Below are 15,725 nucleotides of genomic sequence, written 5' to 3'. Positions count from 1 at the left end.
TATTAACTATTTATAAGCTTTTAAAATGCAGAATTCGACATTCGTTAAAGACAAAGAGCGTAAGGGTAATTCCCTTAAATCCTTATTTCGTTTACTCCATTATGTAAAACCATACCGGCTGGAATTTGGCATGGGCCTGTTCCTGTTGCTGATTGCAAGCGTATCTGGTCTTGCCCTGCCTAAGTTGCTCGGACAATTAATTGATGGTGGTAAACAGGGAATAGATTCGGGGGCAACAACCTACATTGCGTGGTTATTATTGGGCATTCTGGCAATTCAGGCTATATTCTCTTTTTTCAGAGTAGTGTTTTTTGTGAATGTTACCGAAAAAACACTGGCAGCATTAAGGCAAACGGTCTACAGCCACCTGGTGAAAATGCCAATGCATGTTTTTCTTCACAAACGTGTAGGGGAGCTGAGCAGCAGAATTTCGGCAGATGTGACGCTATTGCAGGAAATATTTAACAATACACTGGCAGAATTGGTACGGCAGCTGGTTATTATCGTTGGCGGTTTAGTTTTACTGATGATTACTTCTTTTCAACTGACTGTTTTCATGTTATTGTTATTACCTGTTATGGTAGTGCTGGCTGAGGTATTTGGCCGTTTCATCAATAAATATGCGATGCAGGTACAGGATAAAGTTGCGGTTTCCAATACGATTGTAGAAGAAACATTACAGGGCATTTTCAGTGTAAAGGCTTTTGTCAGTGAGTTTTTCGAAATAAGCCGTTATCGCGGACAAACGAATGAAATGGCCAGACTGGGCATGAGGGGTGGCAAGTATAGGGGCTTGTTCGATGCTTTTGTTATTGTAGGAATCTTCGGGACATTGGTGGCGGTGATTTACCGGGGGGTAACAACAGGGGTAGCTTCAGGAGAACTTCTTTCCTTTTTATTGTACGCTGTATATATTGCCAGTTCAATTACCGGTTTAGCGGAAGTCTATACCTCTTTACAGAAAAGTATTGGAGCAACTACCCATCTTTTTGATTTGCTGGAAGAGCCGGTGGAAGCACTTACAGACTTCAAAACCATAGCGCCGGAGAATCAGTTGCATGGAAAGATTAATTTCTGCAATATCCATTTTCATTATCCAACCAGAGAAAATATTCATGTATTGCAAGGCGTGTCTTTTGAGGCTTTTTCCAATCAGAAAGTTGCGATTGTAGGTTCAAGTGGTGCTGGTAAAAGTACGATAGTGTCATTATTGTTGAGATTGTATGATCCGGTTGAGGGGGGCGTATTTTTTGATGGCAGAGACAGCGCGACTATTCCTTTATCTGAGCTCAGGGCACAGATTGCTGTGGTTCCGCAAGATGTTTTTCTTTTTGGGGGTACGATAGCTGAAAATATCGGCTATGGTAGAAGAGGAGCTTCTGAAGATGAAATTATTGCTGCAGCAGAAAAGGCCAATGCCTGGGAATTTATTCAGCGTTTTCCGCTTGGATTGGAGACGATAGTAGGAGAACGTGGAATACAGCTTTCTGGTGGACAGCGTCAGCGGATTGCTATTGCCCGTGCGGTACTTAAAGCACCGCGTATTCTGATCCTGGATGAAGCCACTTCTGCACTGGATTCAGAGTCAGAGCGCCTGGTACAGGATGCTTTAGATAAATTGATGGAAGGACGTACTTCTATCGTGATCGCGCATCGCCTGGCTACGGTAAGGCAAGCCGATAAAATTATCGTGCTTCATCAAGGACAGATTGTAGAGGAGGGGACTCACCGTGAGCTGATTGGCGTTACCGGAGGGTTGTACAAGAACCTGAGTGAAATGCAGTTTACAAATTGAGGGTGTATCCTGATGCAGTGCCCTCAAAAAGTATCTAACTTTTTGAGGGCACTGCATCATCCCTTTCATCCCTCTTAATTTGCCCTGCGTTTCTCTTCCTCAGCACCTCCTGTTTTTCTTTTGGAACCAATTCCCTGGCCGCCAAATCTGTAATTAAAGCTGATAGTGCCTACTCTCGAATCTCTTTTCTGGAAGAAATGTTCCCCATAACCTGTTAATTTGGTAACACCTTCTATTTTAGTGGTATAAAATATATCACTTATATTCAATTTAACTGAAGCCTTCTTATTCCATAATTGTCTCTGGGCACCAAGGCCAGCAGACCAGAATTTTCCTACCTCCAAGAACCCGTAAGTAGACTTAGACTGATAACTCCCAAGAACCTCCAAACTGGTATTGTTATCAATAATGATCGAATTACTGGAGTTAAAATTGAACGAAAGCCTGCTTGCATTTAAATTGGTATTCACCAGATTTCCTTTGTATTCGCCATAATACATCAAAGCCGTATTACTGCTATTAAACCATTTGCCAATCGTAACTGGAAAACTGAAACTCAAATTATAATAGTCGAATTTGGCCAGGTTCCTGAAAGTTTGAATTACAGTACCTGGTTCTACGTCCGGAGACAATACATTGAGAATATTATCTGTTGTTCTGCTATATCCCAATTTGGTTGTATATTTTTGAAGAAAGGTATAGGTCAACTCCGTTGAAGTGGTGATTTCCGGGTTCAAAAATGGATTGCCTGCTGCATAAGTTAATGGATTCAGAAATATTTTGAAAGGATTCAATTGTCTGTAGGAAGGTCTGTCAATTCTTCTGCTTACAGAAATCCCAAGATCATTCTGCTTGTTGAATTTATACCCTAAATAGCCGCTTGGGAATAACTGCGTATAATTTTTATCAAAATTATCATTATTGGTTACTTGCGTACCTTTCGCAATGGTATTTTCTAATCTTAAGCCCAGTTGAAGGTGTAGTTTCGTCCATTTTTTTGATGCATTAATATAAGCTGCATTAATTTGCTCATCATAAAGGAACCGATTACTTTTTCCCAGATCCGGAATGTTCCCGCCATTGCTTCTGTCAAAAAATGCGACATCATTATCAGCTTCTACCCAGCTGGCCTTTATACCCGCCTCCAGATTAGCTCCGATACTTTTCACAGGATGGGTATAATCAACTTTAAAAGATTTAATATTTAATTTGCCTTTCAGATCACCAAAAAGTGTGTAAGGATCTTTACTCTGCAGACCATCTACGCCAAAATACCGCGTATGATAATTTTGAATATCGTTGTTGAGGTAACGTGCATAATCAAAATCTGCTGTCAGCTCTCTTCCCGCAGTATCCAAGACCTGCTTAAAGTTAAAATTGATACTTCCATTATTACGTACAGGATGCGTTTTACCATTTGTAGCTAAAGATCCGTTAAGCTCATGAGTTGCATTAAAATCATTGGTATTACTAGCCGATTGGACACTTCCATTAGTGAATATTCCATTTGCAGCAAAGCCAATAATCGTGTTTTTTCCCAGATTGTAATCGGCGCCTATACGGCCATTATGACTATTGGATGTAAACTTAAAAAAGTTATCAAAGTCATTACCACCTGTTACCTGATCAGAAGCGTTATAGAAATTTCTGAAGATCTTAAGGTTGGTCATGTCCTCCCGGAAAGAATAATTATAAGAAGCGAATATATTCAGGTTTTTGACCTTATGATTGATATTGATAGAAGGATTTAACTTCGGATAAATTCCCTGGCTATAACTCATCGTGACATTACCATTCAGCCCATCATTTTTGCCTTTTTTCAATCTAATATCGATAATACCAGAATTACCCGAAGCATCGTACTTCGAAGAAGGATTGGTGATCAAATCTATTTTCTCTATTTGATTGGCTGACATACTTCTCAGCATATTTGCAAGATCCTGTCCTGACATTGGAACGAGTTTTCCGTCAATCATAACCAGTACGCCTTGCCGTCCCCGCATCGCTATATTATCATTCTGATCAATGGTAATACCAGGTGCCTTCTCCAGCACCTCTAAAGCTGTACTTCCTACCGCCGCTATAGAACTTGATACATTGATTACCGTTTTATCATATTGCTGCTGGATAAATGGTTTAACTGCTGCAATAGAAACCTCTTTTAAATTATTACTTAACGGACTGAGCCTGATGGTGCCCAAGTCAGTATTCTTATTGAGCTCAATTGGAGCTGACTGATATTTAATATAAGCCATACTTTGTGTCACGAGTATATAATTCCCTTTAGGGATCTTATCAAAGGTGAACTGTCCGGATTGGGTAACGTATTCTATTTTAACTAATTTTTTATCATTGGTATTCAACAGATGAAGGGTAACCTCATCAATTTTTTGATTTTGATCACTGATTAATTTTCCTTTTAATTCAAAAAAAATGGGCTTTTCCTGTGAAAATCCGCTATTAGCAGAGATGCTTAAATAAAAGATCAGAACAAATAAGTAGCAGAAGTTTTTTTTCATACAGATGATTATGTTTTATCGACTGAAAGTAGAGTTTTTTTTAATTGTTTGAATGCTTTTTAACATAAATGTTCTGAATTGTTAATTAGTTTATAATAATATGTTATAATTAATAATATTTTAAATTTAAATATTATTGTATTTTTTATATTATAATTTTCTTAGCTGCTAATTTGATATTTGGTTTTCAAATAAAAACATATATTAGCAATTTGTGTAATTAATATTGAAAATAGCAGTATGAAGCTTAGTGTAAATGGGTGATCTGAATAGAGTTACAGAGGATATTATTGCCCTTGCCCGAAATAGCAAAGATATTTATGGCGTTATTTCTTTTGGCTCCTCAAATCGTAAGACAAAAGATAAATACTCAGATCTTGATATATTTCTTTTTACAAGTAATCCTGAAAAATATTTAGCCGATGAAAATAATGACCTGTTAAAAGGTTATTTGGGAGAGATTTTATCAAGGGTTGTTGTAAAAGATTTTGTTGACCATGTAATGGTCATTAAACTTATGCTGAAAGATGGGACAGGTCTGGATATTATTACTGTAAATATTAGCGAATTCTCAAAAACTAAATATTACCTCTTTCTAAAAAAGCATCATTTATCCGGTTTACTGCCAAATAAGATTAAAAAGTATATTGATACCAATATCCATTCCTTTTATTATTTTCTAAAAAGAGGACATACCATATTGTATGACTCAATGAATCTTCAACAAATAGTAACTACTATATTTGAGCTTTATAGACAAGATATTAAGGACGAAGAACTGAATATTTTAGATCATAAACGTTTCTTTAATAATTATCATCAATTCTGGCAGGGCTGTTATCACTTCCACTTAAAATTGGCTATAAATGATCCTCTTTGTGCAAAGCTAATGCTTGACCACATGATTAAAGTCAACTTAATCCAGGTAGTAAACTGGCATACCTTATTATTTAAGAATGAGCAGAAAGATATATTTTATTACGGAGCCAAATTAAACGAATGGTGTGATGAAACTATCATTCAGCGTTTATATGATATATTTCCTCATCGAAATGTAGAGGAGATGAGGAAGTCAATCCTAAATACTATAAAGCTATATCAGCAATTGTCACAGGAGATCTCGACAAAGAAAAACTATGAAATAATTAATACCCTTGAGCAGTTCGTTATTAAAAGTATACAGATGTCATTCAAGTTTAATGAAACGGATAAAATGGTTTATCCTGATCAGTTAACTGCAATGATCAATAACCACGAAGATGTGAAAATTGTTCTCAGCTATAACGTTAACGGATCAATAGAGACAATGGACGCTCTGGAAATCAATAGGATATTTTATGTCGATAATCTTGAAAAATACCTGAATGAGGAAACCTGGGAGAATATATTTGGGAATATCTTGTCTATAGTTATTCGCAAAAGTTCCATTAGAAATTCGGTTGAAATTTTACTAAATAACGGGCAACTGATCCAGCTGAAATTGGAGAAAGTGAAAGATTTATATGCGCTCAAAAGAATTTTCTATTTGAAGAAAGGTTTTCCTTCCTTTTTTATAAGCCAGAGGCATAAAAAGTATGCCACTCAAAAAAATGATTTCCTTAAACAAGATCTTAAAAAAGGATATACTGTTTTGAAAGATACTATTGCCGGATCCGATTTTTTTGAGGTTATGCGCTACAAAATAACCAGTTCTGAAAAGGGAAGGCCCACAACAGCCATGTTTTATAAAAACTACCATTGTTTCTGGCAAAATTCCTATAAACTCATGGTAAAGCTCCATAGAAAAGATTTCTTTTATGCAATTGTAATCTTAGATCATGCAGTGAAAAAATACCTCTTGGAAATGGTTAAATGGTCACATCTGGATGAGGATCAGCCTGCTAAACTGGCTGCTGATATACACCCGATAAAAGAATGGTGCATTAATGAAATGCAGGATAAATTAATGCTTACACTTCCACACAGCAACATTGAAGAAATGAAAAGAGCTATAATGAATTCGATGGAACTTTATAAAGAAGTATCAGTTCAGGTCTCGGAAGCCTTGGGTATAGAACTGGATATTGCACTTCAAGTACAAGTCTATGAGCTGGTAAACAATGAATTACTAAAATCAAATTAATCATTTTACTTGTGTAAGTAACTACTTATGGTAATTAAGAACTGCATCGTCAATAGTTGCCTTTTTATTGTAAATGAACAGATAATGACGTCTTTAAAGACTTTATTTGATATGAGAGTTAATTTTTTTATTAACTATTTTTTGTTGTGTAGTAATATCTCTATAAAAAATTATAGATTGCGAATCTAAAGAATAACAGCCAGGAAATATTGAACTGCCTTATCAGAGGTAGTCTGATGATTTATTTTTTGTAAAATCTTTTTAAATTGATTCACATTAATTATGAGGTTAAAAGATCTCGATAAAAAAATTACTGAGCAGTTTTGGGTGAAAAGGGTATCTGGTAAAAGGAAGATTTCTTTATCGGATGGAAAAGTGAAAACATTACCTTTCATCACTATTGAACAAAAAGATTTATCCTGGTTTTATAAAATAAGTAAAGGAAATGATCTCGCACAGTTTACACTGCTGACCACTATCTATTCTGTTTTTTTAAAAAGATATTTTGAGGATTATGATGGCTGCATCACAGCTTATATAAATAACAATCCGGCAACACCACTACTTTTTGATCTGGACGTTTCTATTCTGAACAGGAGCCTGAAAGATAAATTGCAAGAGCTGAAAACTGAAATTGCAGCAACCCTTTCATTTGCTGATTATGAACCTGAAAATATAGCCAGTAAAATTGATGGCAGGCTGGATCAATATACACCCTATGGGATAAGCACAGACAACAGCGATTCTGCTGAATTATGTAAAGGGTTATTTATTGCAATTAAAACTGAAGCAGATATGAATTTGAGATTAACTATCTCTTATCTCGAAGGATTTGCTGATGAACATTTACTCCTCCATTTTTTAAATAATTTTAGACTATTACTCTGCAGTCTGGAGATATATCTAAATACCGGACTATTGGATTTTCCTTTACTCAATGAATCAGAAAAACAGTTGCTATTAGACGGATTCAACGATACAAAGGCAGATTATCCCAAAAATCATACAATCGTTTCCTTATTTGAAGAACAGGTAAAAAAAACACCTGGAAATACCGCGGTAATTTATGCGGAAAGAAAACTCAGTTACAAACAACTCAACGCAGAAATAAATCAACTCGCAAATTTTATTGCAGCTCATTATGTTATCAAAAAGGGACAGGTAATCGGTGTCCTGATGCCGAAATCACTGGAATCTATACGGTCACTTTTTGCAATTATGAAATTGGGTGCTGTCTATTTGCCAGTAGATCCCGCATATCCTGAAGACAGAATCAGGCAAATTTTTAAGGATAGCGAAGTAAAATTGGTGATCAGTATTAATGAGCCCTCTACATCATTAGCGTTAACTGCAACTATCTTAAACCTTTCTGAAGTATCATTCATTGACTATCAGGATGAAAATCTGAACAAGGATATCTTGAATACTGATCCTGCTTATCTGATCTATACTTCAGGATCAACCGGAACCCCAAAAGGTGTGCTGATCAGACACGGAAGTAATATAAATATGTCATTAGACCAGATCAAGACTTTTTCCATCACGGAAACTGATGGTGTTTTATGGTTTGCTTCTGTGTCGTTTGACGCTTCTATTTCTGAAATCATGATGGCAGCCTATTCTGGTGCAAAATTGATCATTCCAGAAGAAAAGACCATTAAAGATGTAAAGCAGTTTACCAGGTTTATACAAACTTCAGAAACCACCGTTGTCACCTTTACACCTGGATATTTGAATTTGATTTCAGTAACAGATTTGACTGATTTGAGGTGTATCATTACTGCCGGAGAAGTTATAAGCAGCGTTAAAGCTATGGAGATAGCTTTAACGGGAATAGATTGTTTTAATGCTTATGGGCCAACCGAATACGCTGTATGTGCAACCATTTACAATTTCAATCTGCTTCTGGAGAATTCCGCTGTTCCTATCGGAAAGCCGATCGCTAATACAGCAGTTTATATACTGGACGAGAATTTACAGTTATTGCCATTAGGCGCAAGAGGTAAAATTTATCTTGCCGGTGACGGACTGGCTATCGGGTATTATAAAAATGAAAGCCTTAGTGCAGAGAAGTTTATTGCCAATCCATTTGTACCGGGAACCAGGATGTATGATACGGGCGACCTTGGACTGTGGCTTCCTGATGGTAACCTGCAATTTGCAGGCAGGAGTGACCACCAGGTAAAGATCCGTGGATACCGGATAGAACCCGGAGAAATAGAAAATGTATTGCTGGAATACCTTGAGCCTGAATCACAGGTCATTGTAGAGGTAATTGTATTCAACTCAGAGAAAGTGCTGGTTGCTTATATAGTTTCAGCAGCTCAGCTTGACCGTTCTGCCTTGAAAACCTACCTGCAGCAGAAACTTCCTGAGTATATGGTACCCGCTTTTTATGTGCAGCTGGCCGCAATGCCGCTCACCCCGAACGGGAAAACTGACCGGAAAGCCTTGCCTGGAATTGGACAGGAAGATATGCTCCATAACTTATATCAGGCACCAGCAAATGAAACTGAGCAACAGCTGACAGCGATCTGGCAGGAAGTACTGGGAATAGAACGTATAGGCGTAACAGACAATTTTTTTGATCTGGGCGGTCATAGCCTGATTGTTTCCCAGGTCATTAACCGGACGCATAAACGTTTCGGCAAAACAATAAGCTTTAGTTCTTTTTTGTCGAACCCAACGATTGAGGGGATCAGCAGACAATTTCATGTAAGAGATTACCAGGCGATTCCCAAAGCAGCGGATGCTTCGGGTTATCCGCTAAGTTCTTCTCAAAGCAGGATCTGGTTATTAAGTCAGCTTTCGGGCGGATCACAGGCCTACCATATGCCTGCAGCGCTGCGGCTGACCGGGCCATTAAACCCGGTAGTATTGGAAGCCAGTTTTGCCAGGCTGATGGAGCGGCATGAAATCTTAAGAACATATTTTAAAGAGAATGCGCAGGGAGAAGTTCTGCAATATGTCGTTCCCTGGTCTGCATTGAATTTTAAGCTAAAGATCAAAGACCTTAGCGCGCAGGCAGGTATGCAGGGTACAGATAGGCAAGGCAATGCGGATACAGATCTGCTCGTTGCAGCTTACCTGGTACAAAGTAACCAGGAACCCTTTGAACTGAGCACAGCACCATTGCTGCGTGCAGAACTCTTGAAATTGAATGCAGAAGAACATGTGTTTTTTCTGAATATCCATCATATAGCCGGAGATGGCTGGTCAATGGGTATCCTGATTAATGAAGTGATCCGGATTTATAACGGACTAATCAACGGAAAAGAAATTCGGCTTCCGGAGCTGGCGATCCAGTATAAAGACTATGCCTTATGGCATAACCAGGAAATCCGAAAGCCTGCCTATTTAGCCTCAGAAGCTTACTGGCTATCCCGTTTTCAAGGTGATCTTCCAGTAATTGACCTGCCTGGATTCAAGACCCGTTCGGCAGTTCAGACCTATCGGGGAGACAGCGTTGTACATCATTATCCAGCTGTATTCCTGGAAAAGCTGAAACATTTTTCAAGTAGTCATGGAGCTACTGTTTTCATGACTTTAATGACCGGGATAACCGCATTGCTTCACCGGTATACCGGCCAGGACGACCTGGTTATAGGTACCCCAATTGCGGGTAGGGTACACCCAGATCTGGAGAACCAAATCGGACTCTACCTGAATACACTGGCCATCAGGTCGGGCATAGCAGACAACAGTAGTTTTTCAGCACTATTGGATCAGCAGAAAGAGAATTTAGCTGCAGCCTATGAACATCAGTACTATCCATTTGATTTACTGGTCAGTAAGTTAAAACTGAAACGGGATATAGGGCGTTCAGCCCTGTTTGATGTGATGGTCGTTTTGCATAACCAGCAGCAGTTGAACAGTTATGGGCAAACAGCCCTGATAGATGAACTGAAGATCACAACTCACAATTTTAAAGATGCTACGGCAAAAATAGATCTGAGCTTTGAATTCGCAGAATCACATTCAGAATTACAATCAGAATCACAACCACAACCACAGTCAGACTCAGCATCAGAGGGGCTGGAACTGACTATTAAATACAATACAGACAATTATGAAGGGGTCTGGGTATCCAGGATATTTGCACATCTGGAAAATCTGCTGACAAAAGCCATGGATTACCCTGATATTCCGATTACAGCAATAGACTATCTTCCGGAAAATGAAACCCATCAGTTGGTGGTAGAATTTAACGAGACTGAGACCACCTATGCTAAAGAAAAAACAATTGTTGACCTGTTTCAGGAACAAGTAAAAAGGGTACCAAATCATATTGCTGTCTACGATGAAAATCGTGAATATTCGTATTCCGGATTTGATAAAATAACTGATCATATTGCCGCCTTTTTCGTACAGAATTCTAATGCCCAGGATAAATCTGCTATTGGCGTTCTAATGAACCGTTCGGCAGCTATGCTGGCAGTTTTACTGGGAATCTTAAAAGCAGGAAGGGCATATGTTCCTTTAGATCCTGATTTTCCACGCAATCGTTTAGATTTTATTATTAAAAATAGTGGAATAAAGAACCTTGTAGCAGAGAAGCGGCATTCGTTTCAGGAGATAGGCGGATTATTCAGCATTGATCCTGAAGACCTGCTGGAAGGGGCATTATTATCCGGAAACAAGCCGTCTGTAGAAATTTCATCAACAGATACAGCCTATGTTATTTATACATCAGGCTCAACAGGAGTACCTAAAGGAGTTGAGATTAGTCATCAGTCACTAACTAATGTACTGCTGTCTGTCGGTGAAAAGTTAAAGATCAATCCGGCTGATCAGCTGTTTTCTGTAACCACTTATTCATTTGATGTTTCTGTAGTTGATTTTTTTCTTCCGATCATCAATGGTGCAAGCTTATATATAGCCAGTGCTGAAATATTGTCTGATCCAGAGCTTATCATTCATAAACTGGCAGTATTACAGCCAACTGTTCTTCAGGCTACACCAGCTTTTTATCAAATGCTTTTCAAAGCAGGATGGACAGGAAGTAATCAACTGAAAATAGTCTGTGGCGGAGATTTATTACAAGAAAAACTAGCAGAAAAGCTAATTGCACATTGTTTGGAAGCCTGGCATCTTTATGGGCCTACCGAAACTACAATCTGGTCTACTGGAAAAAAACTAAAAACAGCCAGTGAGCATCTCCATATCGGAAAGCCGATCGCTAATACAGCAGTTTATATACTGGACGATAATTTAAAGCTATTGCCATTAGGCGCAAGAGGGAAAATCTATCTTGCGGGCGACGGATTGGCCATTGGGTATTATAAAAATGAAAGCCTTAGCGCAGAGAAGTTTATTACCAATCCATTTGTACCGGGAACCAGGATGTATGATACGGGCGACCTTGGACTGTGGCTGCCAGATGGCAACCTGCAATTTGCAGGCAGGAGTGACCATCAGGTAAAGATCCGTGGCTACCGGATAGAACCCGGAGAAATAGAAAATGTATTGCTGGAATACCTTGAGGCTGAATCACAGGTCATTGTAGAGGTAATTGTATTCAACTCAGAGAAAGTGCTGGTTGCTTATATAGTTTCAGCAGCTCAGCTTGACCGTTCTGCCTTGAAAACCTACCTGCAGCAGAAACTTCCTGAGTATATGGTACCCGCTTTTTATGTGCAGCTGGCCGCAATGCCGCTCACCCCGAACGGGAAAACTGACCGGAAAGCCTTGCCTGGAATTGGACAGGAAGATATGCTCCATAACTTATATCAGGCACCAGCAAATGAAACTGAGCAACAGCTGACAGCGATCTGGCAGGAAGTACTGGGAATAGAACGTATAGGCGTAACAGACAATTTTTTTGATCTGGGCGGTCATAGCCTGATTGTTTCCCAGGTCATTAACCGGACGCATAAACGTTTCGGCAAAACAATAAGCTTTAGTTCTTTTTTGTCGAACCCAACGATTGAGGGGATCAGCAGACAATTTCATGTAAGAGATTACCAGGCGATTCCCAAAGCAGCGGATGCTTCGGGTTATCCGCTAAGTTCTTCTCAAAGCAGGATCTGGTTATTAAGTCAGCTTTCGGGCGGATCACAGGCCTACCATATGCCTGCAGCGCTGCGGTTGAGCGGGCCATTAAACCCGGTAGTATTGGAAGCCAGTTTTGCCAGGCTGATGGAGCGGCATGAAATCTTAAGAACATATTTTAAAGAGAACGAGCAGCGAGAAGTTCTGCAACATGTAGTTCCCTGGTCTGCATTGAATTTTAAGCTAAAGATAAAAGACTTTAGCACACAGGCGGATACGCAAGATACACATACACAAGACAATGCACATACAGAAGATAATACAGGCACTAATACAAACACAAGTATTAACACAGATCTGCTCGTTGCAGCTTACCTGGTAAAAAGTAACCAGGAACCATTTGAACTGAGCAAAGCACCATTGCTGCGTGCAGAACTGTTGAAATTGGGTACAGAAGAACACGTGTTTTTTCTGAATATGCATCATATAGCCGGAGACGGCTGGTCTATGGGTATTCTGATTGATGAAGTGATCCGGATTTATAACGGGCTAATCAGCGGAAAAGAGATTCAGCTTCCGGAACTGGCGATCCAGTATAAAGACTATGCCTTATGGCATAACCAGGAAATTCAGGAACCTGCCTATTTAGCCTCAGAAGCTTACTGGCTATCCCGTTTTCAGGGCGATCTTCCGGTAATTGACCTGCCTGGGTTCAAGACCCGTTCGGCAGTCCAGACCTATCGGGGAGACAGCGTTGTACATCACTATTCAGCTGTATTCCTGGAAAAGCTGAAACATTTTTCAAGTAGTCATGGAGCTACTGTTTTCATGACTTTAATGGCTGGGATAACCGCATTACTTCACCGGTATACTGGTCAGGACGACCTGGTTATAGGTACGCCAATTGCAGGTAGGGTACATCCGGATCTGGAAAATCAAATCGGACTCTACCTGAATACGCTGGCCATCAGGTCGGGCATAGCAGAAAATAGTAGTTTTTCAGCACTATTGGATCAGCAGAAAGAGAACTTAACTACAGCTTATGAGCATCAGCACTATCCCTTTGATTTGCTGGTCAGCAAGTTAAAACTAAAACGGGATATAGGGCGTTCAGCCCTGTTTGATGTGATGGTCGTCTTGCATAACGAGCAGCAGCTGAGCAGTTATGGGCAAACAGACCTGATAGATGAACTGAAGATCACCACTCACAACTTTAAAAATCCTACGGCTAAAATAGACCTGAGTTTTGACTTTGCAGAATCACAATTACCATCAAAATCAGGATTACAATCACAATCAGAAGGGTTGGAACTGACGATTAAATACAATACTGATAATTATGATGGGATCTGGGTATCCAGGATATTTACACACCTGGAAAACCTGCTGACAAAAGCCATGGAACACCCAGATGTTCCGATTACAACAATAGACTATCTTCCGGAAAATGAAACCCATCAGTTAGTGGTAGAATTTAACCAGGCTGAAACTGAGTATCCCGAAGAAAAGACCATTGTTGACCTGTTCCAGGAACAAGCAGATCTTATACCTGACCATATCGCTGTAGTTTGCGAAAACGGTTCACTTACCTATAAAGAGTTGAATGATAAAGCAAACCAGCTTTCCTCTTATTTGAAACGACGCGGAGCAGGTAAAGATACGCTTGTCATCTTATGTTTTGATAGTCATCTCGAAATGGCTCTTGTAGGTATGCTGGGGATATTAAAGTCTGGCGCTGCTTATGTTCCTATAGATGTTGACTATCCAAAAGACAGGATCAATTATATTATTGAAAATACAAAAGCAGAATTTATAGTTAGTCATAGTCAAGACTTCCCAGTACTTACAGGTATCTCTATAAATAAAATCTTACTCGATCAAAAGGACTGGGATCAGGAAACAGATCCGATGCCGCAAATACTTATAGCTCCAAGTCATCCTGCTTATGTTATTTTCACGTCAGGATCAACCGGGTTACCAAAAGGAGTTGTTATAAACCACAGGAATCTGATGGATTATCTGTTTGGATTGGCATCCAGTATCCCGATAGCAAAGAACAGAACTTTTGGATTAATGTCTACAATCGCTACAGATCTGGGCAATACAGTTTTGTTCAGCTCCCTGATCTTTGGCAAAACCATTCACCTGTTTTCTAAAAATAGGCTCAGGGATACTGATTATATACAGGAATATTTTAGTACACACGAAATTGATTGTATAAAAATTGTCCCTTCGTACTGGAAATCTCTCGAATTAAAAGGGAAATTTCCATACCCAAAACAGCTGTTGATTTTTGGTGGCGAAACGCTGTCAACAGAAACAGTTAAAAAGATCTATACAGAAAATCCGGATTTGATTGTCGTCAACCACTATGGCCCGACTGAAACAACAATTGGGAAATTATTGCACCTTATAGATCCGAAAGCCAATTATGACAAAATTCCGGTAGGAAAACCATTTTCGAATACACAAGCCTATGTGGTGGATACCAACCTGGCTTTATGCCCCGTTGGTATTGCCGGAGAATTAGTATTAGGAGGTGATGGAATATCAACCGGCTATTTAAATAACCCGGAACTAACGCTTGAAAAATTTATCCCTGATGTTTTTCGGGGAGATGGGAGCAAATTATACAGAACAGGTGACCTTGTAGTTATGCAGCCCAATGGAGATATCGTATTCAGGAACAGAATTGATGATCAGGTCAAGTTATTTGGACACCGTATTGAGCCAGGAGAAATTGAAGCTTGTCTCATTCAGGTTCCTGGTGTGGAAGCGGCTATTGTTCAACTTAAAGAAGCTAAAGATGGCAACAAAAAAATCATTGCTTTTATAGTCTCATCCGGTGAACTGACCCATTTAGAAATCCGGAAATATCTCGGCAATCACTTGCCCTACATCATGATTCCTTCATTGCTTATCGATATAGATGAAATTCCTCTGACTTCAAATGGGAAAGTAAACAGAAAGGCATTGCCCGATATTTCATGGGCTGATCTGGCAATTAAAAACCATATAGCCCCGGTAACCCCAGCAGAAGAAAAACTTGTTGAAATCTGGAAAGAAGTGCTGCAGATTACAGAAGTGGGCACAAATGATAACTTCTTTGAACTGGGCGGTCATAGCTTGCTGGCTTTAAATATCGTGAACAGGATCAATACTGAATTCAGCTGTGCTATAGACGTTAGTTTGTTTTTTAAGATGGTCACTTTAAAGGACCTGGCAGAATTGATTTCTCTGACCAATGCTGCATCAGCACACGATTTAGACTTTGATGAAATAACAATTTAGAATATAT

4 protein-coding genes are annotated in these 15,725 nt (G+C 39.2%); 3 read left to right on the top strand and 1 reads right to left on the bottom strand.

Annotation, left to right across the window (positions count from 1 at the left end):
* Positions 1 to 25 precede the first annotated feature (25 nt).
* A complete protein-coding gene (locus AY601_RS10995) occupies positions 26 to 1,795 on the top strand; it encodes an ABC transporter ATP-binding protein (RefSeq protein WP_068400615.1) in 1,770 nt (589 codons plus the stop codon).
* Positions 1,796 to 1,869: 74 nt separating this feature from the next.
* On the opposite strand, the gene AY601_RS10990 is transcribed toward AY601_RS10995, so the two are convergent.
* Complete coding sequence (locus tag AY601_RS10990; protein WP_068400612.1) at positions 1,870 to 4,314, bottom strand: outer membrane beta-barrel family protein; 2,445 nt, start codon at positions 4,312 to 4,314, stop codon at positions 1,870 to 1,872.
* Between the two features lie 256 nt (positions 4,315 to 4,570).
* Here AY601_RS10990 and AY601_RS10985 point away from each other — a divergent pair, with 256 nt between their 5' ends.
* Positions 4,571 to 6,436 (top strand): aminoglycoside 6-adenylyltransferase, encoded by a 1,866-nt coding sequence (locus tag AY601_RS10985; protein WP_068400610.1) that lies wholly within the window; start codon positions 4,571 to 4,573, stop codon positions 6,434 to 6,436.
* Positions 6,437 to 6,718: 282 nt separating this feature from the next.
* On the top strand, positions 6,719 to 15,718 hold the full coding sequence (locus tag AY601_RS10980; protein ID WP_068400609.1) for a non-ribosomal peptide synthetase: 9,000 nt from the start codon (positions 6,719 to 6,721) through the stop codon (positions 15,716 to 15,718).
* Positions 15,719 to 15,725: the final 7 nt, after the last annotated feature.

Origin of the sequence: Pedobacter cryoconitis (assembly GCF_001590605.1) — a bacterium.
In the GTDB taxonomy this organism is placed as follows: domain Bacteria; phylum Bacteroidota; class Bacteroidia; order Sphingobacteriales; family Sphingobacteriaceae; genus Pedobacter; species Pedobacter cryoconitis_A.
Note: the sequence above shows the minus strand (reverse complement) of the source record. Positions and strands in the feature narration are given on the sequence as shown.

Coding starts and splice junctions, on each gene's coding strand:
- AY601_RS10990 (WP_068400612.1), bottom strand. CDS start 4,314: ATGAAAAAAAACTTCTGCTACTTATTTGTTCTGATCTTTTATTTAAGC.
- AY601_RS10980 (WP_068400609.1), top strand. CDS start 6,719: ATGAGGTTAAAAGATCTCGATAAAAAAATTACTGAGCAGTTTTGGGTG.
- AY601_RS10995 (WP_068400615.1), top strand. CDS start 26: ATGCAGAATTCGACATTCGTTAAAGACAAAGAGCGTAAGGGTAATTCC.
- AY601_RS10985 (WP_068400610.1), top strand. CDS start 4,571: ATGGGTGATCTGAATAGAGTTACAGAGGATATTATTGCCCTTGCCCGA.